This window comes from Geodermatophilus sp. SYSU D00779 (genome assembly GCF_054050595.1).
Genome location: NZ_JBJGZQ010000002.1, coordinates 230,467 through 255,309 on the forward strand (window position 1 = coordinate 230,467; position 24,843 = coordinate 255,309).

Annotated in this window: 27 protein-coding genes; 18 read left to right on the plus strand and 9 right to left on the minus strand. The window is 74.5% G+C overall.

Going from position 1 to position 24,843, the window contains the following annotated elements; genetic code table 11:
- Window positions 1–18: 18 nt before the first annotated feature.
- The 3 genes from ACI79G_RS02425 to ACI79G_RS02435 form a co-directional block, all read right to left on the minus strand.
- Window positions 19–1,653 (minus strand): ABC-F family ATP-binding cassette domain-containing protein, encoded by a 1,635-nt coding sequence (locus ACI79G_RS02425; protein ID WP_456879361.1) that lies wholly within the window; start codon window positions 1,651–1,653, stop codon window positions 19–21.
- A gap of 131 nt (window positions 1,654–1,784) precedes the next feature.
- Window positions 1,785–2,840, minus strand: a complete 1,056-nt coding sequence (locus tag ACI79G_RS02430) for an adenylate/guanylate cyclase domain-containing protein (RefSeq protein ID WP_456879364.1) — start codon at window positions 2,838–2,840, stop codon at window positions 1,785–1,787.
- 32 nt (window positions 2,841–2,872) lie between these two features.
- The gene (locus ACI79G_RS02435) at window positions 2,873–3,328 is read right to left on the minus strand and encodes a universal stress protein (protein WP_456879365.1); all 456 of its coding nucleotides are present in this window, start codon (window positions 3,326–3,328) and stop codon (window positions 2,873–2,875) included.
- 185 nt (window positions 3,329–3,513) lie between these two features.
- Between ACI79G_RS02435 and ACI79G_RS02440 the strand changes: the two genes are divergently transcribed.
- The 6 genes from ACI79G_RS02440 to ACI79G_RS02465 all read left to right on the plus strand — a co-directional run bounded on the left by ACI79G_RS02440 (window position 3,514) and on the right by ACI79G_RS02465 (window position 11,303).
- On the plus strand, window positions 3,514–4,506 hold the full coding sequence (locus ACI79G_RS02440; RefSeq protein ID WP_456879367.1) for an ABC transporter ATP-binding protein: 993 nt from the start codon (window positions 3,514–3,516) through the stop codon (window positions 4,504–4,506).
- The gene (locus tag ACI79G_RS02445; protein ID WP_456879369.1) at window positions 4,503–5,270 is read left to right on the plus strand and encodes an ABC transporter permease; all 768 of its coding nucleotides are present in this window, start codon (window positions 4,503–4,505) and stop codon (window positions 5,268–5,270) included. Before ACI79G_RS02440 ends, ACI79G_RS02445 begins: the two co-directional genes overlap by 4 nt.
- A gap of 86 nt (window positions 5,271–5,356) precedes the next feature.
- The gene (locus ACI79G_RS02450; RefSeq protein ID WP_456879371.1) at window positions 5,357–6,178 is read left to right on the plus strand and encodes an ankyrin repeat domain-containing protein; all 822 of its coding nucleotides are present in this window, start codon (window positions 5,357–5,359) and stop codon (window positions 6,176–6,178) included.
- Between the two features lie 203 nt (window positions 6,179–6,381).
- Window positions 6,382–10,221: a multifunctional oxoglutarate decarboxylase/oxoglutarate dehydrogenase thiamine pyrophosphate-binding subunit/dihydrolipoyllysine-residue succinyltransferase subunit gene (locus ACI79G_RS02455; RefSeq protein ID WP_456879373.1), complete on the plus strand. Its 3,840-nt coding sequence runs from the start codon at window positions 6,382–6,384 to the stop codon at window positions 10,219–10,221.
- Window positions 10,222–10,233: 12 nt separating this feature from the next.
- Window positions 10,234–10,416 carry a DUF6104 family protein gene (locus ACI79G_RS02460; RefSeq protein ID WP_456879375.1) on the plus strand — a complete coding sequence of 61 codons (183 nt, stop codon included), beginning with the start codon at window positions 10,234–10,236 and terminating at the stop codon, window positions 10,414–10,416.
- Between the two features lie 173 nt (window positions 10,417–10,589).
- Window positions 10,590–11,303 (plus strand): metal-dependent hydrolase, encoded by a 714-nt coding sequence (locus ACI79G_RS02465; protein ID WP_456879377.1) that lies wholly within the window; start codon window positions 10,590–10,592, stop codon window positions 11,301–11,303.
- A 93-nt stretch (window positions 11,304–11,396) separates the two neighbouring features.
- Here ACI79G_RS02465 and ACI79G_RS02470 read toward each other — a convergent pair whose 3' ends face one another.
- Entirely contained in the window at window positions 11,397–12,584 is a 1,188-nt protein-coding gene (locus tag ACI79G_RS02470; RefSeq protein ID WP_456879379.1) for an NAD(P)-dependent malic enzyme, read from the minus strand.
- A gap of 115 nt (window positions 12,585–12,699) precedes the next feature.
- On the opposite strand from ACI79G_RS02470, the gene ACI79G_RS02475 reads away from it, so the two are divergent.
- Window positions 12,700–13,305, plus strand: coding sequence for a dTDP-4-dehydrorhamnose 3,5-epimerase family protein (locus ACI79G_RS02475; protein WP_456879380.1), 606 nt, complete (start codon window positions 12,700–12,702; stop codon window positions 13,303–13,305).
- Here ACI79G_RS02475 and ACI79G_RS02480 read toward each other — a convergent pair.
- Complete coding sequence (locus ACI79G_RS02480) at window positions 13,302–13,643, minus strand: S26 family signal peptidase (RefSeq protein WP_456879382.1); 342 nt, start codon at window positions 13,641–13,643, stop codon at window positions 13,302–13,304. The genes ACI79G_RS02475 and ACI79G_RS02480 overlap by 4 nt on opposite strands.
- 84 nt (window positions 13,644–13,727) lie before the next feature.
- On the opposite strand from ACI79G_RS02480, the gene sodN reads away from it, so the two are divergent.
- From sodN to ACI79G_RS02515, 7 genes are all read left to right on the plus strand, one after another.
- Window positions 13,728–14,129, plus strand: a complete 402-nt coding sequence (gene sodN, locus ACI79G_RS02485; RefSeq protein WP_456879384.1) for a superoxide dismutase, Ni — start codon at window positions 13,728–13,730, stop codon at window positions 14,127–14,129.
- A gap of 277 nt (window positions 14,130–14,406) precedes the next feature.
- Entirely contained in the window at window positions 14,407–14,817 is a 411-nt protein-coding gene (locus ACI79G_RS02490) for a VOC family protein (RefSeq protein ID WP_456879386.1), read from the plus strand.
- A gap of 94 nt (window positions 14,818–14,911) precedes the next feature.
- The gene (locus tag ACI79G_RS02495) at window positions 14,912–15,577 is read left to right on the plus strand and encodes a phosphatidylserine decarboxylase (protein WP_456879388.1); all 666 of its coding nucleotides are present in this window, start codon (window positions 14,912–14,914) and stop codon (window positions 15,575–15,577) included.
- Window positions 15,578–15,588: 11 nt separating this feature from the next.
- Entirely contained in the window at window positions 15,589–16,416 is an 828-nt protein-coding gene (gene pssA, locus ACI79G_RS02500) for a CDP-diacylglycerol--serine O-phosphatidyltransferase (protein WP_091212766.1), read from the plus strand.
- Window positions 16,417–16,490: 74 nt separating this feature from the next.
- Window positions 16,491–16,973 (plus strand): N-acetyltransferase family protein, encoded by a 483-nt coding sequence (locus ACI79G_RS02505; protein ID WP_456879391.1) that lies wholly within the window; start codon window positions 16,491–16,493, stop codon window positions 16,971–16,973.
- A gap of 61 nt (window positions 16,974–17,034) precedes the next feature.
- The gene (locus ACI79G_RS02510) at window positions 17,035–17,508 is read left to right on the plus strand and encodes a cupin domain-containing protein (protein WP_456879393.1); all 474 of its coding nucleotides are present in this window, start codon (window positions 17,035–17,037) and stop codon (window positions 17,506–17,508) included.
- A gap of 264 nt (window positions 17,509–17,772) precedes the next feature.
- On the plus strand, window positions 17,773–18,555 hold the full coding sequence (locus ACI79G_RS02515) for an HAD-IIA family hydrolase (protein ID WP_217635930.1): 783 nt from the start codon (window positions 17,773–17,775) through the stop codon (window positions 18,553–18,555).
- A gap of 57 nt (window positions 18,556–18,612) precedes the next feature.
- On the opposite strand, the gene ACI79G_RS02520 is transcribed toward ACI79G_RS02515, so the two are convergent.
- Window positions 18,613–19,095 carry a hypothetical protein gene (locus tag ACI79G_RS02520; protein WP_456879395.1) on the minus strand — a complete coding sequence of 161 codons (483 nt, stop codon included), beginning with the start codon at window positions 19,093–19,095 and terminating at the stop codon, window positions 18,613–18,615.
- Window positions 19,096–19,219: 124 nt separating this feature from the next.
- On the opposite strand from ACI79G_RS02520, the gene ACI79G_RS02525 reads away from it, so the two are divergent.
- Both ACI79G_RS02525 and ACI79G_RS02530 read left to right on the plus strand, forming a co-directional pair.
- Window positions 19,220–20,242 carry a diacylglycerol/lipid kinase family protein gene (locus tag ACI79G_RS02525; protein WP_456879397.1) on the plus strand — a complete coding sequence of 341 codons (1,023 nt, stop codon included), beginning with the start codon at window positions 19,220–19,222 and terminating at the stop codon, window positions 20,240–20,242.
- 337 nt (window positions 20,243–20,579) lie between these two features.
- Window positions 20,580–20,831 (plus strand): WhiB family transcriptional regulator, encoded by a 252-nt coding sequence (locus ACI79G_RS02530; RefSeq protein ID WP_456879399.1) that lies wholly within the window; start codon window positions 20,580–20,582, stop codon window positions 20,829–20,831.
- A gap of 132 nt (window positions 20,832–20,963) precedes the next feature.
- Here ACI79G_RS02530 and ACI79G_RS02535 read toward each other — a convergent pair whose 3' ends face one another.
- Window positions 20,964–22,460, minus strand: coding sequence for a sensor histidine kinase (locus tag ACI79G_RS02535; RefSeq protein ID WP_456879402.1), 1,497 nt, complete (start codon window positions 22,458–22,460; stop codon window positions 20,964–20,966).
- A gap of 107 nt (window positions 22,461–22,567) precedes the next feature.
- On the opposite strand from ACI79G_RS02535, the gene ACI79G_RS02540 reads away from it, so the two are divergent.
- Window positions 22,568–23,074, plus strand: a complete 507-nt coding sequence (locus ACI79G_RS02540) for a GNAT family N-acetyltransferase (protein ID WP_456879406.1) — start codon at window positions 22,568–22,570, stop codon at window positions 23,072–23,074.
- Window positions 23,075–23,077: 3 nt separating this feature from the next.
- Here ACI79G_RS02540 and ACI79G_RS02545 read toward each other — a convergent pair whose 3' ends face one another.
- A complete protein-coding gene (locus ACI79G_RS02545) occupies window positions 23,078–23,299 on the minus strand; it encodes a biotin/lipoyl-binding carrier protein (protein WP_091212776.1) in 222 nt (73 codons plus the stop codon).
- A 41-nt stretch (window positions 23,300–23,340) separates the two neighbouring features.
- On the minus strand, window positions 23,341–24,384 hold the full coding sequence (locus ACI79G_RS02550; RefSeq protein WP_456879409.1) for a biotin carboxylase N-terminal domain-containing protein: 1,044 nt from the start codon (window positions 24,382–24,384) through the stop codon (window positions 23,341–23,343).
- A gap of 228 nt (window positions 24,385–24,612) precedes the next feature.
- Here ACI79G_RS02550 and ACI79G_RS02555 point away from each other — a divergent pair, with 228 nt between their 5' ends.
- The gene (locus ACI79G_RS02555) at window positions 24,613–24,687 is read left to right on the plus strand and encodes a 50S ribosomal protein bL37 (RefSeq protein ID WP_014377707.1); all 75 of its coding nucleotides are present in this window, start codon (window positions 24,613–24,615) and stop codon (window positions 24,685–24,687) included.
- Window positions 24,688–24,843 lie beyond the last annotated feature (156 nt).

The following is a 24,843-nucleotide window of genomic DNA, read 5'->3' on the forward strand; positions in this document are numbered from 1 at the left end:
GAGGACGGGGTCCTTCCACTACTCGGTGACCCGGCCGTCCTCGACGGTGATCCGGCGGGGGGTGTCGACGGCGGCCAGCATCCGGCGGTCGTGGGTGACCAGCAGCAGCGTGCCGCGGTAGCCGGCCAGCGCCTGCTCCAGCTGCTCGATGGCCGGCAGGTCGAGGTGGTTGGTCGGCTCGTCGAGGACCAGCACGTTGACCCCGCGGGCCTGCAGCAGCGCCAGCCCGGCCCGGGTCCGCTCCCCCGGCGAGAGGGTGTCGGCCGGGCGCAGCACGTGCTCGGCGGTGAGCCCGAACTTCGCCAGGAGGGTGCGCACGTCGGCGGTGGGCCGGTCGGGCACCTCCGCGGCGAAGGCCTCCAGCAGCGGCTCGGCGCCGAGGAACGCGCCGCGGGCCTGGTCGATCTCGCCGATCCGCACCGACGGGCCCAGCCCGCCGCGGCCCTCGTCCAGCGGCACCCGCCCCAGCAGGGCGGCCAGCAGCGTGGACTTGCCGCTGCCGTTGGGGCCGGTGATGACCACCCGGTCGCCCCAGTCCACCTGCAGGTCGACCGGCCCGAGGGTGAAGTCCCCGCGGCGCACGACGGCACCGGACAGCGTGGCGACGACCGCCCCGGCGCGCGGCGCGGCGGCGATCTCCATCCGCAGCTCCCACTCCTTGCGCGGCTCCTCGACCACCTCCAGCCGCTCGATCATCCGCTCGGTCTGCTTGGCCTTCGCCCCCTGCTTCTCCGCCGTCGCCCGGTTGTGGGCCTTGATGAACTTGTCCGGGTCCTTCTGCTTCTTGACCGCGTCCCGCACGCCCTTGGCCAGCCAGTTGCGCTGCATGCGGGCGCGCGCCTCGAGCCCGGCCCTGGTCTCGGCGTACTCCTCGTACTCCTCGCGCGCGTGCCGCCGGGCCACCTCCCGCTCGACCAGGTAGGCCTCGTAGCCGCCGTCGTGCACCCGGACCACCTGCTGGGCGAGGTCCAGCTCCACCACGCGGGTCACCGTGCGGGCGAGGAACTCCCGGTCGTGGCTGACGACGACGATGCCGCTGCGCGCCCCGGTGACGAAGCGCTCCAGCTGCTCCAGGCCGGCCAGGTCCAGGTCGTTGGTCGGCTCGTCGAGCAGCAGCACGTCGTAGCGCGAGAGCAGCAGGCCGGCCAGCCCGACCCGCGCGGCCTGGCCGCCGGAGAGCCCGGTCGTCGCCGTGTCGAGGGACACCCCGGGCGCCACCTCGCCGACGACCTGCGCCGCGCGCTCGTCGAGGTCGGCCCCGCCGAGGGTCAGCCAGCGCTCCAGCGCCTCGGCGTAGGCGTCGTCGGCGCCGTCCGCGCCCTCGGTGAGCGCGTCGGTGGCGGCGTCCAGAGCGGCCTGCGCGGCGGCGACCCCGGTCCGGCGGGCCAGCGCCTGGCCCACCGTCTCGCCCGGCCGGCGCTCGTGCTCCTGCGGCAGGTACCCGAGGGTCGCCGTGGGCGGGCTGACGGTGACGCTGCCCGACTCGGGTGGCAGCTCACCGGCGAGCGTGCGCAGCAGGGTGGACTTGCCCGCGCCGTTGACCCCGACCAGCCCGACGACGTCGCCGGGCGCGACGACGAGGTCGAGGTCGGAGAAGAGGACGCGGGCACCGTGGCCGGCGGCCAGGCCCCGGGCGACGAGCGTGGCACTCACGGGTCACCAGGGTGCCAAGCCCGGCCGGGACGGCGCGAACGGGTTCGTCCCGGCCTGGTGAGGTGCTGGAACGGCCACCCTCCAGGGGCCCGCGCCGAGCATGCGAGGCGTGGGGGGGGAAGGGTGGTCCTTCAATCGCCGGCGTCCTCCTCGAGGACGTCGTCGGCCATCTCGTCGAGCATGCTCTCCAGCGCGAGGTCGGCCTCCCCCGGCGGGCGGCGCTGCACGCGCCAGGGCTGCAGGTCGTCGTATCCGCGCACCGACACCCGGCGCAGCGGCCGCACCCGGTAGCGGGGCAGCCCGCGCAGCTGGCGGGCGAGGTCCCGGTCGACCAGCAGCGTGCCGGGCAGGGCGATCGAGGTGAGCCGGCTGGCCAGGTTCACCACCGGTGAGTACACGTCGCCGAGGTGGGTGAGCACGGTGCCGTACGCGGCGCCGACCCGCAGCGGCGGGCGGTCCTCGGCCTGCCAGGCCTCGGGCAGTTCCAGCCCGATCTCCACGGCGTCGATGGCCGAGACGGCGGTGTAGAGCACGCCGTCCCCCACCGTCTTGACCACCCGGCCGTGGTGGCGGGCGATGACCTCGCTCCCGATGCTCTCGAAGTCCTCCACCATCGCGCCGAGCTCCCGCCCACCCATCCCCCGGCTGCGGCTGGTGTAGCCGACCAGGTCGGCGAAGCCGACGGCGAGCTCCCGCCGGTCGACGGCAGCCGCCGGGGTGAGCAGCCGGTCGGCGTTGGCCGCCAGGTGCCGCCGCCACACGTAGGTCTGCAGCTCACGCAGCAGGGGGAAGAGGCTGCGGGCGGCGGCCACCGCCTCGTCCGGCGGGACGGCGCGCCCACCCTCGGCGCCGCCGCGGGACAGGGCGTCGGCGAGCAGGTCGGTCTGCCAGTCGGCCAGCCGCGACAGTGACTGCCCCATCGCGCGGGCGATCGAGGCCTCGGTGCCCGGCTCGATGAAGCCCGAGTCGATGAGCGCGCGGAGCAGCTCCAGCGCCCGGACGTCGGCGTCGGTGAAGATCGGGTCGTGGTCGGCGGCGTCGGGGAAGCCGAGGGCCCGCCACAGCCGCCGGGTGCGCTCGGGGGGCAGACCGGCCATCGCGGCGATCTGCAGCCGGGTGTAGCGGCGCGGACCGTCGAGGAGCAGGCGCAGCAGCGCCTCGTGGGCGTCGCCGGCGTCCGCCACCACGTCTGGGTCCCGAGGGGTGTCCGGCAGGGCCGTCAGCCCGTGGTGTGGACGACCAGGACGTCGACCGACGAGCGTCGGGTCACGTCCGCCGGCACCGACCCGATCAGCCGGCCCTTGAGGCTGTCGAGCCCCCGGTTGCCGACGACGAGCAGGTCGGCCTGGGCGCGGGTGACGACGTCGAGCAGGGTCTCGACCGGCGAGCCGACCACGGCCATCTGCTCGACCTCCCCCGCGCCGGCCCCGACGGCCTCCTCCGCGGCGCGCCGCACGACGTCGTCCGCCGGCGCGGACCCGACCACCGGGTACGCGCCCTCGCCCCGTTGGTGCGCGCGGGGCCCCTCGCGCTCGTCCGCCCGCGGCGGCAGGTAGGCGCACACGATCACCAGCCGCGCCCGGCAGGCCCCGGCGAGGGCCCCGGCGCGGCGCACCGCCAGCAGCGAGGAGTCCGACCCGTCGGTCCCGACGACCACCGTGCGGTAGGCGCTCACGGACCCTCCTCGATGGCCTTCCTCGGCCGCCTCGAGCGGCACGGCTCCGGCTCGCCGGGGAGCCGGCTCACCCGCCTGACCGGGCAATCTACCGAACACGCCGGTCACGGGGTGTGCTGGGGGTCACGCCCGGACACGCGCGGAGCGGACCGGAGGGTGCCGTTGCAGCTGCCGGGTGCGCTTGGATGGGGACGTCGCCCGGCCGACGCGAGGAGAGCGCCATCCACCCCGGCAGCAGCCGCCACCGCGACCCCGTGCGGGTCGAGGTCCGCAGCCTCAGCAAGAGCTTCGGCGCCGTCCGCGCCGTCTCCGACCTCAGCTTCAGCGTCGAGCCGGGCGCCGTCACCGGCTTCCTCGGCCCCAACGGGGCCGGCAAGACGACCACGCTGCGCATGGTCCTGGGCCTCGAGCGGCCGGACACGGGGACGGCGACCTTCGACGGCGTCGCCTATCCCGACCTCCCCTCGCCCGTGCGCAGGGTCGGCGCGGTGCTCGAGACGGCGTTCCACCCGGCGCGGTCCGGGCGCAACCACCTGCGGGTGTACTGCCGGGCCGCGGGCCTGCCGGTCACGCGCGCCGACGAGGTCCTCGCCCAGGTCGGCCTGGCCGACGCCGGCCGGCGTCGCGCGGGCGGCTACTCGCTGGGGATGCGGCAGCGGCTGGCGCTGGCCACGGCGCTGCTCGGCGACCCGGCGGTGCTGGTGCTCGACGAGCCGGCCAACGGGCTGGACCCGGAGGGCATCCACTGGCTGCGCGGGTTCCTGCGCCACCTGGCGCACGACGAGGGGCGCACCGTGCTGGTCTCCAGCCACCTGCTCGCCGAGATGGAGCAGACCGCCGACCGCGTGGTGATCGTCGGCGCCGGGCGGCTGGTCCGCGAGGGCTCGCTGGCCGAGCTGCGCTCGGGCGCGCAGGGCAGCGGCGCGGTGCTGGTGCGCAGCCCCGAGGCCGGCCGGCTGGCCGAGGTCCTCGGCGCCGCCGGGTTCGCCGTCGCACCGAGCGAGGACGGCCGGGTCACGGTGACCGGGACGACGCCGGACGCCGTGGGCGCGCAGGCCTTCCAGGCCGGGGTCGAGCTGCACGAGCTGCGCGCGGAGACCAGCGGCCTGGAGGAGCTGTACTTCCGGCTCACCGCCGGCCAGGAGCAGTTCGCCGCATCCCAGGGGGCCGCCCGATGACCGCGCTCGTCCGCGCCGAGTGGACCAAGCTGTTCACCACCCGGGTCTGGATCGGGCTGCTGGCCGGCGCCTGCGTGATGGCCGGCGGGTTCGCCGCCCTGCTCACCGGGCTCGCCGGCCAGGAGGGTGGCCCGCCCCCCGTCGGCTCGCCCGACTACGAGGCGCTGGCCCTCGCCGTCGCGTCCAACGCCGTGGTCTTCGCGCTGATCCTCGGCATCATCGGGATGACCCAGGAGTTCCGGCACCGCACCGCGACCCCGACCTTCCTCACCACGCCGAAGCGCGGCCGGGTCGTGGTCGCCAAGCTGGTGGCCTACGCGCTGGCCGCCGTCCCGTTCGCGCTCGCCGCGGTGGCCGTGACGGTCGCGGTGGTCGTCGTCTACGCCGGGGCACGGGGCGCCGCGCCGTCCCTGACCGGCGAGAACGCGGAGGTGCTGCTCAGCGCCGGGCTGGCGATCGTCGTGTACGCGGTCATCGGCGTGGGCCTGGGCGCGCTGCTGCGCAACCAGGTCGGGGCGATCGTCGGGGCGCTGGTCTACCTCTACGTCGTCGAGCCGCTGCTGTCGGCCTTCTCCGCCACGGCGGCGGTCTACAAGTGGCTGCCCGGCGGCGCCCTCGAGGCCATGACCACCACCTTCCGCGGCCCGCAGGCCATCGCCCCCGACCTCCTCGAGCGGTGGCAGGGCGGCCTGTTGCTGCTCGGCTACGGTCTGGTGGCGGCGCTCGTGGGCACTCTGCTCTCCGTCCGCCGCGACGTCGTCTGAAGAAGGACCCCCTGCCCCCACCGCTTCCGAGCCCGTGGCGGGGCCCTGCAGGGGGTCGAGCTCCCGATCGGAACGGGGATCACCCCATGACCACGCCCACGACCACGCGCATGACCGCCCCCCGACTGGCCCGGTTGATCGCCGACGGCGACCTCCAGGCCGTGCGTGCCGCCGTCCAGGACTCCCCCCGGCTGCTGACCGCCACGGTGGAGCGCGACGGCCAGGGCGGCTGGACGCCGCTGCACCTGGCCGTCGCCGAGGGACGCACCGAGGTCGTGCGACTGCTGGTGGAGGCCGGCGCGGACCTCTCCGCAAGGACCGAGCACGGCCGGGACCCGCTGCACACCGCGCTGGAGTCCGCGCCCGGACTGGTCCCGCTGCTGCGCGAGCTGGGCGCCCCGGTCGACGCGGCCAGCGCCGCCTACCTTGACGACGCCGAGCGGCTGCGCACCGAGCTGGACGGCGGTGCCCCGCTGACCGACCCGGTGACGGGGGTCGACCTGCTGACCCTCGCCGCGGCCGGCGGTGCCGCCGGCAGCGCCCGGACGCTGCTGGACCGGGGCGCCGACGTCGACCGCGGCGCGCTGCACACCGCCGCGGCCAGCACCCGGCTGGAGCTGGTCCACCTGCTGCTGGCCGCCGGGGCCGACGTCAACCGGCGCGAACCCGACACCGGCCGCTCCCCGCTGCACGCCGCTGTCGCCGGCGCTCCCGGGCGCGACGCGCCCGACGTGGTCCGCGTCCTGCTGGACGCGGGAGCCGACGTCAACGCCACCACCGTCGACGGCGCCAGCGCCCTCGACATCAGCCGGGTCGCCGCGGCCCGCACCCGCCGGGACGACGCAGGTCGGGCGACCACGCACGACGCCCTCGCCGACCTGCTCGTCGCACGCGGTGCCACGGACTGAGGACCCCCTGCCCCCCTCGACGTCCGAGCTCGTGGCGGGCCCCTGCAGGGGGCCGCCGTCCTCCCCACCCCTCGCAGGCTCGGGGCGGCGCCCTGGACGGCGCCGTTTCGCACCCGGTCTGCACACAGCTGCGGGCGTAGACTCCATCCCCGGTCCAGAGACGTGCACCGACGACGAAGAAGGCACTCGACCCCGTGTCAAGCGTGAGCTCATCCCGGCCGTCCTCCACCCCCAACTCCTCAGCGGTGGCGGGATTCGGCACCAACGAGTGGCTGGTCGAGGAGATGTACCAGCAGTACCTCGCCGATCCCTCGAGCGTGGACCAGGCGTGGCACGAGTTCTTCGCCGACTACCGGCCGGGCAGCCCGGTGTCCGCGAGCGACGACCGGGAGGCAGCGGCCGCTCCGGCCGCCGAGCCCGCGTCGTCCGCCCCGGCCCCCGCGCCCGCCGACCGGCAGCCGGCCCCCGACCAGCAACCGGCCCCCGACCAGCAGCCCAGCGACGGCGCCGGCGCCCCCTCCCGGGCCACCCGCGTGCAGGAGCGCACCGAGGACACCGTGGTGGACCGGGCCGCCGACCGGAAGGCGCAGCAGCAGCCGGCTGCCAAGGCCGCGCCCGCCGCGAAGCCGGCACCGGCCGCGAAGCCCGCCGCCGCCGCCAAGGCCGACCAGCCCGCCGGTGAGGGCCCGAAGCGCGTCCCGCTGCGCGGGGCGGCGGCCAGCGTCGTCAAGAACATGAACGCCTCGCTGACCGTGCCGACGGCGACCAGCGTGCGCGCGGTCCCGGCCAAGCTGCTGGCCGACAACCGCATCGTCATCAACAACCACCTGGCCCGCTCGCGCGGCGGGAAGGTCTCGTTCACCCACCTGATCGGCTACGCGCTGGTCCGGGCGCTCGACGACTTCCCGAACATGAACGCCGCCTTCGCCGAGGTCGACGGCAAGCCGACCCTGGTGCAGCCCGAGCACGTCAACTTCGGCCTGGCCATCGACCTGCCCCGGTCCGACGGCTCGCGCTCCCTCGTCGTCGCCTCCATCAAGGCCGCCGAGGAGATGGACTTCGCCCGGTTCTGGGGCGCCTACGAGGACGTCATCCGCCGCGCCCGCGCGGGCAAGCTGACCCTCGAGGACTTCTCGGGCACCACGATCAGCCTGACCAACCCGGGCACGATCGGCACCAACCACTCGGTGCCGCGGCTGACCGCCGGCCAGGGCGCGATCATCGGCGTCGGCGCCATGGAGTACCCCGCCGAGTTCCAGGGGATGAGCCCCGAGGCGCTCACCGACATGGCGGTCAGCAAGATCATCACGCTGACCTCCACGTACGACCACCGGATCATCCAGGGCGCCGAGTCCGGCGACTTCCTGCGCCGCCTGCACCAGCTGCTGCTCGGTGAGGACGGCTTCTACGACGACGTCTTCCGGTCGCTGCGCATCCCCTACGAGCCGGTGCGCTGGATGCCCGACGTGCGGGTCAGCCGCGAGGGGCAGATCGACAAGGAAGCCCGGGTCATCGAGGTCATCGAGTCCTACCGGCGCAACGGCCACCTCATGGCCGACACCGACCCGCTCGAGTTCAAGGTCCGCAGCCACCCCGACCTGGACATCCTCCAGCACGGCCTGACGCTGTGGGACCTCGACCGGAAGTTCCCCGTCGGGGGCTTCGCCGGCGAGAAGCTGATGGCGCTGCGCGACGTCCTCGGGGTGCTGCGCAACTCCTACTGCCGCACGGTCGGCGTGGAGTACATGCACATCACCGACCCCGAAGAGCGGGAGTGGATCCAGCAGCGGGTCGAGGTCAAGGCCGAGCAGCCCGACCGGGAGAAGCAGAAGCACGTGCTCGGCCGGCTCAACGCCGCCGAGGCGTTCGAGACCTTCCTGCAGACCAAGTACGTCGGCCAGAAGCGGTTCAGCCTCGAGGGCGGCGAGTCGGTCATCCCGCTGCTGGACGAGGTCCTCATCGCCGGCACCGACCACGGCCTCGACGAGGTCGCGATCGGCATGGCGCACCGCGGCCGGCTCAACGTGCTGGCCAACGTCCTCGGCAAGAGCTACGCCAAGATCTTCGGTGAGTTCGAGGGCAACATCGACCCCGGCACCGTGCAGGGCTCCGGGGACGTGAAGTACCACCTGGGCGCCGAGGGCACCTTCGAGAACCCGTTCAAGCCGGGTGCCGAGATCGCCGTCTCGCTGGCCAGCAACCCCTCGCACCTGGAGACGGTCAACCCCGTCCTCGAGGGCGTCGTCCGCGCCAAGCAGGACATGATCGACAAGGGCGAGCAGGGCTTCACCGTCCTGCCGGTCCTGCTGCACGGGGACGCGGCCTTCGCCGGCCAGGGCGTCGTCGCGGAGACGCTGAACCTCTCGCAGCTGCGCGGCTACCGCACCGGCGGCACCGTGCACGTCGTCATCAACAACCAGGTCGGCTTCACCACCAGCCCGGCGCAGTCCCGCTCGAGCCTGTACTCCACCGACGTGGCGCGGATGGTCAACGCGCCGATCTTCCACGTCAACGGCGACGACCCCGAGGCGTGCGTCCGGGTGGCGCGGCTGGCGGTCGAGTACCGGCAGGCGTTCAAGAAGGACGTCGTCATCGACCTGGTCTGCTACCGCCGCCGCGGCCACAACGAGGGCGACGACCCGTCGATGACCCAGCCGCTGATGTACGACATCATCGACCGCAAGCGGTCGGTCCGGAAGCTGTACACCGAGTCCCTCATCGGTCGCGGCGACATCACGCTGGCCGAGGCCGAGGAGGCGCTCAAGGACTACCGCGACCAGCTGGAGCGGGCCTTCGCCGAGACGCACGACGCGCAGGACACCTCGAAGCCGCAGCCGGTCATGGACCAGCCCGCCCAGGAGCACCCGGTCGCCACGGCGATCACCACCGAGGTGCTCAAGGCGATCGGCGACGCGCACGTCTCCCTGCCGCCGGACTTCACCGTCCACCCGAAGCTCCAGCGGATGCTGGAGCGGCGGGCGGCGATGGTCAGCGAGGGCGGCATCGACTGGGCGATGGGTGAGCTGCTGGCCTTCGGGTCCCTGCTCATGCAGGGCGTCCCGGTGCGGCTGGCCGGTCAGGACTCCCGCCGCGGCACCTTCGTCCAGCGTCACTCGGTGCTCATCGACCGGGAGTCCGCCGCGGAGTACACGCCGCTGGCGAACCTGTCCCCGGATCAGGCGAAGTTCTTCGTCTACGACTCGCTGCTCTCGGAGTACGCGGCGCTGGGCTTCGAGTACGGGTACTCGGTGGCCAACCCCAGCGCCCTGGTGCTGTGGGAGGCCCAGTTCGGCGACTTCGTCAACGGCGCCCAGATGGTCATCGACGAGTTCGTCAGCTCCGGTGAGGCCAAGTGGGGTCAGCGCTCCGGCGTCACCCTGCTGCTGCCGCACGGCCTCGAGGGGCAGGGCCCGGACCACTCCAGCGGTCGCATCGAGCGGTTCCTGCAGCTGTCGGCGGAGAACAACATGACCGTCGCCAACTGCTCGACGCCGGGCAACTACTTCCACCTGCTCCGCCGCCAGGCGCTCTCGGACGTGCACCGGCCGCTGGTCGTCTTCACGCCCAAGTCGCTGCTGCGGGCCAAGGCCGCCGTGAGCCCGGTCTCGGAGTTCACCGACGAGACCTTCCGGCCGGTGCTGGCCGACCCGGGCGTGGGCGGCGAGCCGCTGGACGACGGCGCCGTGCGCCGGGTCCTGCTGTGCAGCGGCAAGGTCGCCTACGACCTGCTGGCCCAGCGGGAGGCCACCGGCACCGCCGACACCGCGGTGCTGCGCGTCGAGCAGCTCTACCCGCTGCCGGCCGAGCAGATCCGGCAGGCGCTGGAGCGCTACCCGAACGTGCAGGACGTCGTCTGGGTGCAGGAGGAGCCGGCGAACATGGGCGCCTGGCAGTTCATGGCCGTGAACCTGCCCGAGCACCTGCCGGCCGGCCACCGCCTGCGCCGCGTCAGCCGCCCGGCCGCAGCCAGCCCGGCCGTCGGCTCGGCGAAGGTCCACGAGGTGGAGCAGAAGCGTCTCGTGGCCGAGGCCTTCGCGCACTAGTCCACCCCACCCATGTACTTCACGGACCGGGGCCTGGAGGAGCTGGCCGACCGGCGGGGCGAGGAGCAGGTGACCCTCGCCTGGCTGGCCGACCAGATGCAGGCGTTCGTCGACCAGCACCCCGAGTTTGAGGTGCCCGTCGAGCGGCTGGCCACCTGGCTGGCGCGCGGCGGCACCGAGGACGACGAGGAATAGCGAGCCGCTCTGCGAGGCCGGCCGCGGGGACGGGGCCGGAGGCTCCTCCCCGCGGCTGGGCGGACCGGCTCCGTGCAGCAGGGGACGGCACCTGCCCGCGGTGCCGTCCGGAGGATCGCCGTGTGATGGCGCGCCTGCGTGGGGACGGCGGCCCGCGGCGGCACGCTGTGTCCGTGCTCGGTCACTCGCACGCGCTCTCCGGGCTCGCCGCCGGTGCCGCGACGCTGCCGTGGGCCCCGGTCGGGGGCACCGTCGGCCAGGTCGCCTGGATCGCCACCGTCGGCGGGATGGCCATGCTGCCCGACCTGGACCACAACGGCTCGACGGTGTCGGACATGTGGGGCCCGATCACCGACGTCCCCTCCGGTGCGGTGGGGCGGCTGGCGCAGGGGCACCGCTGGGGCACCCACGACGCCGTCCTGGCCCCGCTGGTCTTCGGCGCCCTGGCGCTGGCCGCGGCGCTCGCGTTCTGGTCCAGCCTGCTGCTCCTGAGCCTGGCGATCGGGCTGGCGCTGAGGGCGCTGCACTTCCTCATCCCGGGGCGGGCGGAGAACACCGTCGTCGGCAACCTGGTGCTGTCCTGGGGTGGCGCCTGGCTGCTGCTCGAGCACTCCCCCAGCCCGGCCTGGCTGCCCTGGGCGGTCGCGCTGGGCGTGCTGACCCACATCGCCGGGGACGCGCTCACGACGCAGGGCGTGCCGGTGCCGGTGCTCTGGCTGCTGCGCCGGTCACGGCTGAAGCTGACCCCGCTGCGCACCGGGGCGTCGTTGGAGAAGGTGGTGCTGGTGCCGGCGTTCGCGCTGGTGACGCTGTACTGCGTCTACCTCAACACCGACGTCCGCGCCGCGGTCGACCCGCTGCTGCAGGACCTGCGCAGCTTGGGGTGAGAGTGGTCCCTCGCAGGCGGGAGGGACCCGTCCTCCCCACCCCTCGCAGGCTCGGGGCGGGACGCACGAGCAGCCGAGTGGCGGGGTCCTCCCTCAGCGGGTGACGCCCTGGTCGCGGGCGCAGGCGGCCACCGCCGTGGCCACGGCCTCGGCCACCCGGCGGTCCAGCGGGCTGGGCACCACGTAGTCCGCCCGCACCTCCTCGCCCACGACATCGGCGATCGCGGTGGCCGCGGCCAGCTTCATCTCCTCGGTGATGCTGGTCGCCCCGGCGTCGATCGCGCCCCGGAAGACCCCGGGGAAGGCGAGCACGTTGTTGATCTGGTTGGGCTCGCCGCTGCGGCCGGTGGCGACGACGGCCGCGTACCGGGCCGCCATCTCCGGGTCCACCTCGGGGATCGGGTTGGCCAGTGAGAACACGATGCAGTCCTGCGCCATCGAGGCGATCACCGACTCGGGCACCGACCCCCCGGACAGGCCCAGGTAGACGTCGGCGCCCTGCAGCGCGCCGGCCATCGTGCCCGCGTAGCCGGCCCGGTTGGTGTTCTCCGCGAGCCAGCGCTTGATCGGCGTGAGGTCCTCCCGGCCGGTGTGCAGCACGCCCCGGGAGTCGGCCACGGCGATGTCGCCGACGCCGGCCTCGAGCAGGATCTTGGTGCAGGCGACCCCGGCCGCACCCGCGCCGGAGACGACCACCCGCAGGGACCCGAGCTCCCGGCCGACCACCCGCGCCGCGTTGCGCAGCGCGGCCAGGACGACGATCGCCGTGCCGTGCTGGTCGTCGTGCATGACCGGGATGTCCAGCCGCTCGCGCAGCCGGTCCTCGATCTCGAAGCAGCGCGGCGCGCTGATGTCCTCGAGGTTGATGCCACCGAAGGACGGCGCGATCGCCGCCACGGTCTCCACGATCGCGTCGACGTCGGACGTGGACAGCACCACCGGCACCGAGGAGAGGCCGGCGAACTCGCTGAACAGGCAGGCCTTGCCCTCCATGACCGGCAGCGCCGCGGCCGGGCCGATGTCGCCCAGGCCCAGGACGGCGGTGCCGTCGGAGACCACCGCGACCACGCGCGGCGCCCAGGTGAACCGGTCGGCCAGCGCGGGCTCGGCGGCGATGGCGCTGGACACCCGCGCGACGCCGGGCGTGTAGGTGAGCGCCAGGTCGGCGACGGAGTCGATCGAGCGGGTGGGGCGTACGACCAGCTTGCCGCCCTCGTGCACCGCGAACGCCGGGTCGTCGGCGAAACGGTCGGCAGTCCCGTCGTGCTGCTGCGCGCTCATGGACCCGGGAGCCTAATCCCCCTCGCACGGTCCCGTCCCGCCGTGCGGGGGACACGGTCCGGGCACCGGACCGGGGCTGCGCGGCGCCGCAGGCCGACCTGGTTACCGTCCACGCGTGCAGATCCGTCAGCTCGCCGTCGGCGACGCCTACGTCCTCGACCTCGTCCCGCACGGCGACGCCCGCGGCCGGTTCACCGAGTGGTACCGCGCCGACGTGCTCGCCGACGTCGTCGGCCACGGCCTGCCGCTGGCCCAGGCCAACCACAGCGTCTCCGCCCGCGGCGTGCTGCGCGGCGTCCACTTCGCCCTCGTCCCGCCCGGCCAGGCCAAGTACGTCTACTGCCCGGCCGGCCGAGTGCTCGACGTCGTCGTCGACGTCCGGGTGGGCTCCCCCACGTTCGGCGTGCACGACGCCGTCGTCCTCGACAGCGAGCAGCCCCGTGCGGTGTACCTCGCCGAGGGCCTCGGGCACGCCTTCCTGTCGCTGGCCGACGGCAGCTCGGTCACCTACCTCGTCTCCAGCGGCTACGACCCGTCGCGGGAGTTCGGCGTCGCGCCGCTGGACCCGGCGCTGGACCTGCCGTGGCCGGACGACGTGGAGTTCGAGCTGTCGGCCAAGGACGAGCGGGCCCCCACGCTGGCCGAGGCCCGCGAGCAGGGTCTGCTGCCGACGATCGAGGAGTGCCGCGCCCGCTACGCGCAGCTGCGCACGGCCCGCTAGGCCGGACGCCCGGGCAGCCGCCCCGGCCGCGGCCACAGCCGGCCGACCACCCGACCGACGACGACCGCCGGGCCGAACGCGCGGCTGTCGTCGGTGACGAAGGGGTTGTCCCCCTCGACCCAGTGCCCACCCGGCACCACGCGGCGTACCCGCTTGACCACCAGCAGCTCCGGCCGTGCCGGGAAGCGGGCCAGGACGACGTCGTCGTGGCGCACCGTGGCGCCTCCGGCGACCCGCCGCACCAGCAGTCGGTCGCCGGAGCGGACCGTGGGGGTCATCGAGGGACCGGACACCCGGGCCACCACCCACGGTGTGACCAGCGGCTCGACGTCCGTCATCCGCCCTGCTCCGGACGTGTCCCCGCTGCTCACCGGGAGTAGGGTCGCAGACGAACCGACGCCACAGAACCGGAGGCTAAGCCCATGCGTTTCCGCATGTTCTCCGCCGTGGAGGCGACCGCTCACTGCGACGTCCCCTGCGGCGTGTACGACCCGGCCCAGGCCCGCATCGAGGCGGAGTCCGTCAAGGCCATCCAGGAGAAGTACCAGGCCAACGAGGACCCGGTCTTCCGGACCCGCGCGATCATGATCAAGGACCAGCGCGCCGAGCTGGTCAAGCACCACCTGTGGGTGCTGTGGACCGACTACTTCAAGGCCCCGCACTTCGAGAAGTACCCGCAGCTGCACGAGCTGTTCAACAAGGCCACCAAGCAGGCCGGCGCCTCGGGGGCCCGGGGCAGCATGGACCCGGCCGAGGGCCAGAAGCTGCTCGACTACATCGCCGAGATCGACAAGATCTTCTGGGAGACGAAGGCCGCCGCCTGAAGGACCTCCCCGCCTCCCGCCAGGGAGGCTGCTCCACCACGTCGCGACGGCCGGCGAGCGCTCCGCTCGCCGGCCGTCGCCGTGCCTGACGTCCCGCCGCCGAGGAGGGCCCGATGGCCCTCGGGTGCGTCCTGACGCCGCTGGTGCTCGCGGTGACGCCGGGCGCAGAGCTCGCACGGCCGGAGCGCTGAGCCCCCTCCCGGCCGCGGCCGATGACTCCTGCGGGCCGGGACGGTCTGCCGTGCCGAGACACCGCACCCGCACCCCAGGAGACCCGATGGCCGCCCGCCTGAACCCGTACCTGCACTTCGCCGGCAACGCCCGCGAGGCGATGGAGTTCTACCGCTCCGTCCTCGGCGGCGAGCTCGACGTGATGACCTTCGGTGACGTCGGCGGCGGGGACCAGTTCCCCGACGACGGCGTCATGCACGCCGTCCTGCGCACCGAGGACGGACTCGAGCTGATGGCCTCCGACGGCCACGACCCGGACGCCGCCGGACCCGACCGGGTGTCGCTGTCCCTGTCCGGGGACGACGCGCCCACGCTGACCCGCTGGTTCGAGGGGCTGGCCGAGGGCGGCGCGGTCGACGTCCCCCTGGAGAAGCAGGTGTGGGGCGACACCTTCGGTCAGGTGACCGACCGCTACGGCCTGCGCTGGCTGGTGGACATCGCCTCGGCCCCGGCCTGAGGGAGGACCCCGCTGCTCCCACCGCTCGCAGGCTCGCGGCGGGCCTCTGCAGCGGGGCCGGAACACAGTGGCCGCCCGGTACCGTCTGACCTCGATGCGTATCGACCGGGCCGGGTGGCCCTTCATCACCGGGCCCCTGGCACCCGCCGCTGTCCTCGCTGCGGCAGGCCGCGCCGGCGAGCGACGCGGCCTGCGGCTCGCCGCCTGGCCCTTCGCTCTCCTGTCGGCCTACATGGCGCTGTTCTTCCGCGACCCCGACCGGCGCTGCGACGTCGAGGCACCGGCACCCGACGACGTCCTCTCCCCCGCGGACGGCGTGGTGATGGTCGCGGGCGAGCCGCAGGAGGGGGTGGCCCCCGAGGGCGACTGGCAGCAGGTCAGCGTGTTCCTGTCCGTCGTCGACGTGCACGTGAACCGCTCGCCGTACCACGGTGAGGTCGTGGAGAGCTCCTACCGCAAGGGCAGCTTCCTGGCCGCCTACCGCAAGGAGTCGGCGCACCGGAACGAGCGCAGCGAGCTGTGGCTGCGCGACGGCGACCGCACGGTGGTGTTCCGGCAGATCGTCGGCGTGCTCGCCCGCCGCATCGTCACCCGCACCGGCGTCGGCCGGCGGCTGGCCACGGGCGAGCGGATGGGCCTGATGAAGTTCGGCTCCCGGATGGACGTCTTCGTCCCCCGGGAGTGCACGGTGCTCGTCCGGGTGGGCCAGCGGGTGCGCGGCGGCGAGACCGTCATCGCCCGCTGGTCCGACGTCCGCTGAGGAGGCCCCTGGTGCCCAGCTCCTCGTCCGGGGCCCGGCTCCCGCAGACCCGGCGGACGGCGACCGTCGAGTTCGTCCGCGGATCGGTGCGCGGCAGCCGGCGGCGGGCGCTGGCGACGCTGCCCAGCCTGTTCACGCTGGCCAACATGATGTGCGGCTTCGTGGCGATCCTGGTCTCCATCCGGGGCCAGTACACGCTGGCCGCCGTCCTGGTCGGGCTCTCGGTGGTCTTCGACATCGCCGACGGCGCCGTCGCCAGGCTGGTCGGCGCGGTGACGCCCTTCGGCCTGCAGTTCGACTCGCTGGCCGACCTGGTGTCCTTCGGGCTGGCCCCGGCGCTGCTCGCCTTCACGCTGTTCTCCGAGGGCCGCGACGCCTGGGACCCGCTGGGCTGGGTCGTCTGCGGCCTGTGGGTGGCGTGTGCGGCCATCCGGCTGGCGCGCTTCAACACCACCATCGACCCGACCGCGGACAAGCGGTACTTCACCGGCATGCCGAGCCCCGGCGCGGCCGGCGTCGTGCTCGCCTCGGTGTTCGCGTTCGGCGGCCAGATGCAGGGCCGGGAGCGGCTGTGGGTGCTGCTCATCGTGGCCGTCCCGGCGCTGCTGATGGTCAGCACGATCCGCTTCCGCTCGTTCCGCTCGCTGGTCAGCCCGAAGAGCGGGCGGCCGTACGGGCTGATCGTCGCGGCGCTGGCCGTCGTCGTCGGCTTCGCGTTCGTGCCGGTCGTGACCGGCTGCGTCCTGGCCTACGGCTACCTCCTGGCACCGGTCCTCGTGCCGGTCGTCGCCCCGCTCGGCCGGCTGGTCCCGACCCGCCTCAAGGAGCTGCTCACGTGAGCGAGCCCGCGAGCTCACGCGGAGGGCAGAGCACAGTCGGGCACGGGTCCGACGAGCGTCAGCGAGGAGGATCCGTGACCGTCCGGCCGGTGCGCCCCGACGACGTCCCCGCCGTGGTCGGCCTGGTGCGCGAGCTGGCCGAGTACGAGGAGGCCCTGCACGAGGTCCGGATGACCGAGGAGCAGCTGTCCGCTGCGCTGTTCGGCGACTCCCCCACGCTCTTCGGGCACGTCGCCGTGGTCGACGGGGCGGTCGTCGGGATGGCGCTGTGGTTCCTCAACTTCTCCACCTGGCGCGGCACCCACGGCGTCCACCTGGAGGACCTCTACGTCCAGCCGCAGCACCGCGGCAGCGGGCTGGGCCGCGAGCTGCTGCGCACGCTCGCCGGCCTGTGCGTGCAGCGCGGGTACGACCGGCTGGAGTGGGCGGTGCTGGACTGGAACACGCCCTCGATCGAGTTCTACGAGTCAGCCGGCGCGGTGCCGATGGACGAGTGGACGGTCTTCCGGCTCACCGACGACGCCCTGACCACCTTCGCGGCCGACCGCCGTCCCTGACGTCGACGCCGCGCCGCCCGGCTGCCACAGTGGGTGTCGCCCGCGTCACCTGGGGGTCCCGATGCCGCGCACACCGTTCGCCGTCAGCCTCCGCGACGCCCCGGCCTTCTGGACGCTCGGGGAACTGCTCACGCTGATCGCCACCGCGGAGCAGACCGGCGGGGCCTTCAGCCTCGTGGAGGAACTCCTGCCGCGTGGCGCCGAGCCGCCGCCGCACGTGCACCACCGGGAGGACGAGTCCTTCGTCGTCCTGGACGGCGCGCTGACCGTCCGGGTCGGGGACGCGGTGTTCCCGGCCGAGACCGGGTCGTTCGTCTTCTGTCCACGGGACGTCCCCCACCTGCTCACGGTGCACTCGGACACCGTGCGGATGCTCACCCTGTGCACACCCGGCGGACTGGAGTCCTTCTTCGTCGAACTCGGCCGTCCGGCGGCCGACCGCACCGTCCCGGTGGGTGAGCCCGGACCCGACGCCGAACGGGTCGCCACGCTCGCTGGGCACTACGGGGCAGAGATCCTGACCGACTGGCCCTGACCGTGGGTGCCGCCGCCACGGTCCTCCCGCGGCGATCCCACGACAGCGACGGCCACGCTCGACCGCGACCGAGCTGAGCAGGTGCCCGGTCACGAGGTGGGTGCTGCACCGGAGCTCCGTCGATCGCGTCCACGGCCGCGGATGCCGTGCCGGTGGACGGGTGGACGGCCTCCCGGCTCACCGACGACGCCCTGACCGGCTCCGCGGCCGACCGCCGCCGGCCCCGCTGAGCGGGACCGAGGGGGGGTCGGCAGGATCACCGGGGTGAGCATCGACCGCAAGCCGGCGGAGTGCTGGCTGACCGACATGGACGGCGTCCTGGTGCACGAGGGCCAGGCGCTGCCCGGCGCCGCGGACTTCCTCGACCGCCTGGTCGCGGCAGGACGCCGCTTCCTCGTCCTCACCAACAACTCGATCTTCACGCCGCGCGACCTCTCCGCGCGGCTGGCGAGGTCGGGCCTGCAGGTGCCCGAGGCGTCGATCTGGACCTCGGCGCTGGCGACCGCGGACTTCCTGTCCACCCAGCTGCCGGGCGGCTCGGCCTACGTCATCGGCGAGGCGGGCCTGACCACCGCGCTGTACGAGGCCGGCTACACGCTCACCGACACCGACCCCGACTACGTCGTCCTCGGCGAGACCCGCACGTACTCGTTCGAGGCCATCACCCGCGCCATCCGGCTGGTCGGCGCCGGGGCGCGGTTCATCGCGACCAACCCCGACGTCACCGGCCCCTCCCCCGAGGGCCCGCTGCCGGCCACCGGCTCGGTCGCGGCGATGATCACCCGCGCCACCGGCTCGGAGCCCTACTTCGTGGGCAAGCCGAACCCGATGATGTTCCGCAGCGCCATGAACCGGATCGAGGCGCACTCGGAGTCGACGGTCATGATCGGCGACCGGATGGACACCGACGTCGTCGCGGGCATCGAGGCCGGCCTGGACACCATCCTGGTGCTCACCGGGTCGACCCGGGCCGCCGACGTCGCACGCTTCCCGTTCCGGCCGGGCCGGGTGCTGGACTCGATCGCCGACGTCGTCGACCTCGTCTGAAGGACCCCGTCCTCCTCGCCGCTCGCGAGCTCGCGGCGAGCCTCTGGACGGGGTGGTTCAGCGGTCCTCGAACGCCAGGCGGGCCTCGGGGGTGGCCAGCAGGTACAGCTCGGTCGCCACCAGCGCCAGCAGCGGGACGCCGACCCACGCGCCACCCCACTCGAAGGCCGAGTAGAAGCCGAACAGGCCCAGCAGCAGCTGCAGGAAGACGACCGGCCCCCGCGACCACGGCGACACCCGCCACAGCCCCACGGCGGCCGCGCCCAACGCGACCGCGAAGATGCCGACGTAGACCACCTCGGCCAGGGCCCGCCCGACGCTGTCAGCCGTCGAGGTGAACGTGAGGACGAGCAGCCACAGGGCGACCGCGGCCAGCCCCGCGGCCTCCACGCCGGCGACCAGCGCCGCCCGGCGCACCGTTGTCGGGGCGGCCGGTCGCTCCCGCTCCGGGCGCGGCGCCGCCGGCTCGGCCGCGCCGCCGAGCAGCCGTTCCATCCGCCGGCGGTCCCGCGACGGCCGGGCTCCGGACTGCTCGGTCACGACCCGCAGGGTACGCGCCGGGACCCCGCGGGACGGCGTCCCGCCGGACCCGCCGAGCCCGTCCCCGCGGGCCCGTGCCACGCCAGCGCCGGGTCGAGCTGCGCCGCTGGCTAGCCTGACTGCCATGCGCGCGCTCGTGGTGGCCAACCCCGCGGCGACGACGACCAACCGCGGCGTGCGCGACCGGGTGCTCACCACCCTGGCCGGCGAGCTGCAGGTGGAGCTGGCCGAGACCACCCACCGCGGCCACGGCAGCGAGCTGGCTCGCAAGGCCTGCGTGGACGGCGTCGACGTCGTCCTCGCCCTCGGCGGTGACGGCACGGTCAACGAGGTGGTCAACGGCCTGCTGCACGACGGCCCGGGCGAGCACGTCCCGCCGCTCGCCGTGGTGCCCGGCGGGTCGACCAACGTGTTCTCCCGCGCGCTGGGCCGGGCGCGCGACCCGCTGACCGCGACCCGCGAGGTCCTCGACTCGCTGCGCGCCGGGCGCACCCGGCGCATCTCGCTCGGCACGGCCAGCGTCCGCGGCGCCACCACGGCGCCGGCCCGGCTGCCCGACCCGGCGCTGGCGCAGTCCGCCGCCGACGCCGGAGCCGCGGCCCACCCCGGGTGGAGCGAGCCGCGCTGGTTCGCCTTCTCCGCCGGGCTGGGCTTCGACGCCGACGTCATCGGCCGGGTGGAGGCCCACCGCGCCCGCGGGCTCCGCTCGACCGGGCTGCTCTACGTGCTCGAGGCGACCAGCACGTTCGTGTTCGGCCGCGAGCGCCGCGACCCCGCGATGTCGGCCCACCTGCCCGGGGGTCCGCCCCTCGACGGGCTGTTCCTGTGCCTGGTCTCGAACGTCTCGCCGTGGACCTACCTCGGCGCCCGCGCGGTCAACCCGACCCCGGACGCCACCTTCGACAGCGGCCTGGACGTCTTCGCGCTCGGTCCCACCGGGATCGTCCGGATGCTGCACCACGTGCGCGAGGTGTTCGCCTCGCGGCCCGACGTCCGCGGCGGGGGTGTGCACCGCTGGCACGACCTGGACGAACTCACCCTCACCGCACGCCGTCCGCAGGGATGGCAGCTCGACGGCGACCACCTGGGGACGGCGACCGGACTGCGGGTGCGCAGCGTCCCCTCGGCGCTGACCGTCATCGTCTAGCCACAGGAACCACACGGTTCCGATACCCGTCGCTGACCTGGGCTTTCATGACGCACCCAGCCGCCCGTCAAGGCACCGCGCGGGAGGTTCCGCTGGTCGAGTGGCGGGCCTTACCATGCCCGTGGTGAGCTTGCTCACGAGGGGTCGACCGATGCCCTCGTTCTGCTTGACAGGCGTCCTCGCCGTGAAAACATCGCGGTAGGAAAGCAACCTGTCGGTAACAAATGCACGAAGTCGCTGTGCCATGGCGCTGGCCACCCCGGTGCCGGCCTGCGGATCGGTCCGAGGCCGGCGACGACTGCACCACACCGTAGACGACATCGAGGAGAACACCGCCATGGACTGGCGCCACCGCGCGCTCTGCCGCGACGAGGACCCGGAGCTGTTCTTCCCCATCGGGACGACCGGCCCCTCTCTCGTGCAGATCGAGCAGGCCAAGGGTGTGTGCCGCCGCTGCCCCGTCACCGAGTCGTGCCTCGACTGGGCACTGCGCTCGGGTCAGGACTCCGGCGTCTGGGGTGGGCTCTCGGAGGACGAGCGGCGCGCGCTCAAGCGGCGTCAGGCCCGCACCCGCGTCCGCACCGCCTGAGCACACCGCACGGCACCCGGGCCCCGCGCCCGGCACCGCCACACTGCACGGCCACAGGGGCCGGTCCGGGGTCCCCGGACCGGCCCCTGTGCTGTCCATCGCCCCACCGGGCCCCGTGATCGGTCCACTCGCCTAACGGCGGAGACGGCCCGCACCGGGGAGGGTGAGCACCACCTCGGTGCCCGTACGGCCGTCGGCGGCGCGGGAGGGCGGGCTGGTCATGTCCAGGCTGCCGCCGAGCTCGCTGGCGACCAGCGTGCGCACGATCTGCAGGCCCAGTCCCTCGCTGGCGGAGGGGTCGAACCCCTCGGGCAGCCCCTGCCCGTCGTCCACCACGCGCACGACGAGGTCGTCACCGTCCCGCTCGGCCACCAGCTCGATGCTGCCGGGGCTGCCGTCGGGGAACGCGTGCTCCGCGGCGTTGTGCAGCAGCTCGGTGACCACCAGCACCAGCGGCGTCGCGGCGACCGCCGGCAGCTCGCCGAACTGGCCGACCCGGCGCGTCCGCGCGGCCGGGCCCACGGAGGTCAGGTCGCCCAGCATCGGCAGCACCCGGTCGAGGACGTCGTCGACGTCCACCACGTCCTCCCGGCTGCCGGCCAGGGTCTCGTGCACCACCGCGATCGACGACACCCGGCGTACCGACTCCTCCAGCGCCTCGCGGGCGGCCGGCTCGGTCATGCGGCGCGCCTGCAACCGCAGCAGCGCGGCGACCGTCTGCAGGTTGTTCTTCACCCGGTGGTGGATCTCGCGGATGGTGGCGTCCTTGGTCAGCAGCGCGCGGTCCCGCCGGCGGACGTCGGTCACGTCGCGCACGAGCACCAGCGCACCCTCCTCGGCACCGGGCGCCTGCAGCGGCAGCGCCCGCACCAGCAGGGTCGCCCCCACGCTGTCGACGTCCATCGGGTCGGGGAACCGCCCGGCCACCGCGGCCCGGATGCCGGCTGCGACCGCCTCGCCGGCCACCCGGTCGACCGCGGCGTCCCGGGTGAGCCGGGCCAGGTCGGCACCGACGACGTCCCCCGTGACGCCCAGCCGGCGGTAGGCCGACAGCGCGTTGGGACTGGCGTAGACCGCCCGACCGTCGGCGTCCAGCCGCACCAGCCCGTCACCCACGCGTGGGCTCAGCTCGGCGTCCAGCGGCTTCTCCGGCGGGAACGTGCCCGCCGAGACCATCAGGCAGAGGTCGGCGGCGATGTCGAGGTAGGTCAGCTCCAGGGTGGACGGCGACCGGGTCACCGCCAGGTTGGTGTCCCGCGCCAGGACGGCGACGACCACGCCCTCGTGGCGCACCGGCACGACCTCCCGGCGCCGCGGGGTGCTGCCCGACCAGTCCGGCTCCCCTTCGGTCACCGGGCGGCCCTCGCGGTGCGCCACCACGAACGGCTCCGCGGGCGAGCCCTCCACCTCCGAGCCCACGAGGTCCTCGGGCTGGCTGGTGGGGGCGGTGAGCGGGCGCACCTGGGCGACGCACCACCACGCCCCGGTGGGCAGCGGCACCCACAGCGTCAGGTCGGCGAACGACAGGTCGGCCAGCAGTTGCCAGTCGGCGACCAGCCGGCGGGCGTGGTCGACCTGGGCCGGCGCGGACGCCGAGCCCCGGGTGAGGCGTTCGGAGAGGCTGTTCATGGTGGGTCGAGGGTATGGCGGCCGATCACGACCGGCGGGCCCCCCTGCGGGGTCCCGTCTCGAGCCTGCGAGCAGTGGGGGCAGGGGCCCTCCCTAGGCTCGTCGCCGTGTCCTCGTCCCCCGACGCACCGGCCCTGACCGTCGACCGCGCCCGTCCCGACGACTTCCCGCGGATCGGGCAGCTGACCTCCGACGTCTACGTGGGCGGCGGGCTGGCCTCCCCCGAGTACGGCGCGCAGCTGCGCGACGTCGCGGGGCGGGCCGACCGCGCCGAACTGCTCGTCGTGCGGGACGAGGAGGGCCGCCTGGTCGGCAGCGTGGCACTGGTGCTCTCGGGCGACTTCGGCGAGGTCACCCGGTCCGACGACGAGGCGGCGTTCCGGATGCTCGTCGTCGACCCGGCCGCGCAGGGCCGCGGGATCGGCGAGCTGCTGGTGCGGACCTGCCTGGAACGGGCCCGCGCGGCTGGCAGGAGGCGGGTGGTGCTCTCGACGGACCGGCGGATGACGGCGGCCCAGCGCCTCTACCAGCGGCTGGGCTTCACCCGGCTGCCGGAGCGCGACTGGCGGCCCGCGCCGGGCATCGACCTCCTCGTGTACGCCCTCGACCTCTGAGCTTCACCCGTCGACGGTGGCGATGAGGTCGCCCTCCTGGAGCACCTCGCCCTCGACGACGTGCAGCTCGCGGACGGTGCCGGCCCGCTCGGTGAGGACGGGGATCTCCATCTTCATCGACTCGAGGATCACCAGGGTGTCGCCGGCCGCCACCTCGCTGCCGGGCTGCACGAGCACCTTCCAGACGCTCGACACCATCTCCGCGTGCACTTCCTCGACCGCCACCGCACCTCCTCGAGCTCGCCGTCGGTCCATCCTGGCACGCGTCAGATGTCCGACGCGGGGCTCCCGGAGGCCAGCCGCTCGAGCACCGCGCACACCTCGGGACCGTCGTGCGGCACGCCGACCTCCGGCACCGCGTCGAGGACGTCGCTGACGGCCCGGGCGGCGGTCGCGGTGTCCCGGGCGCCGGCGCTCACGGTCGCCAGCAGCGCGTCGTACCAGCGGTCCAGCCGATCGCCGGGGTCGTAGCCGCTCACCGCGACGACCTCGACCCCGCGGCCCACGGCGGTGTGCCGGCCCGAGCGGGGCAGCCGACCGGTGACCCGCCCGCCCTGACCCGGCGGCAACGTCGAGCGCAGCTGGACGGTGACCGCCCGCCGCGGCGGCGCGCCCGTCCCCGTGTCGGCGGCCGAGCCGGCCGCCGCGCTGCGCAGCGCCAGCTCGACGGCGTCCACGCCGTGCGCCCGCTCCAGCACCGTCGTGTCGAGGGAGAACCCGGCCGCCACCTCGGCCAGCTCTCCGTCCGGGGCGATGCCGACGGTGACCAGGCCGCGCCAGCCGATCTCGGGCAGCCGCTTGGCCGCCGGAGGCAGCTCGAAGGGCTCGTCGGGGGTCCAGGAGACGCGGGCGATGCCGGCGGCGCGGTCGCGCGACACCGGGGTCGTGCACCGCAGACCGCCGTCGGTGACCAGGGCGAGGAACCCGCGCTCACTGGCCGGCTCGACGCCGTCCCCACCGAGCCGCTCCAGCACCGCGGCGGAGGGGCCCACCCAGGTGAGGCCGGCGGCCACCACCGCACCGGCCAGCCGGGCGTTGCCGGCCAGTGCCGGGGGCACCGGGAGGACCGCCCGCGCGCCGCTGCGGCGAGCGGCCTCGACGATCCGGTCCACGGCGAGGTAGGACTCCGCGGCGGGGGCCGGGCCGAGCAGGATCGCGTCGTCGGCCAGCCGCACGTGCCGGGCGTTGCGGTCGGCCTCCGAGTGGACGGCGACGGTCTTCACGTCCAGGCGTGAGCAGGCCGCCATCACCGCGCACGCGGCCGGCCCACGGCCTGCCACGAGCACGCTCTCGATCCCGACGTGTGCCACGTCCCGAACCGCCTTCCACCGACCTCGACGCGCTCCAGCCTCCCAGCCTCACCCCGCGCCCCGCCGGACCGCCACAGGGGGCCGGTGCCGCGCGGGCTCGTGAGAGGCTGGGGGTCCAGCCTGACGGGTCCACCCGGGGTCGCAGCGCCAGATCTGCCCCGGGTCACCCAGAGGTGTCCAGGGGCCCGGCACCGGGCCCGCAGCAGCGACGAGGGAAGGAGGGCAGCGATGTCCAAGCGTGGACGCAAGCGGCGCTCCCGCAAGGGGAACAAGGCCAACCACGGCAAGCGCCCCAACGCCTGAGCGAGGACCCTGCTCCCCGCCACCGTAGGAGGACCCGTCCTCCCCACCCCCCGCGAGCGCAGGGCGGGACCCGGGACGGGGCCGGCGGGGCCAGCAGGGGTGGCCTGAACGCCAGAGGCCCAGAACCCGTCGGGTTCTGGGCCTCTGGCGTTCAGG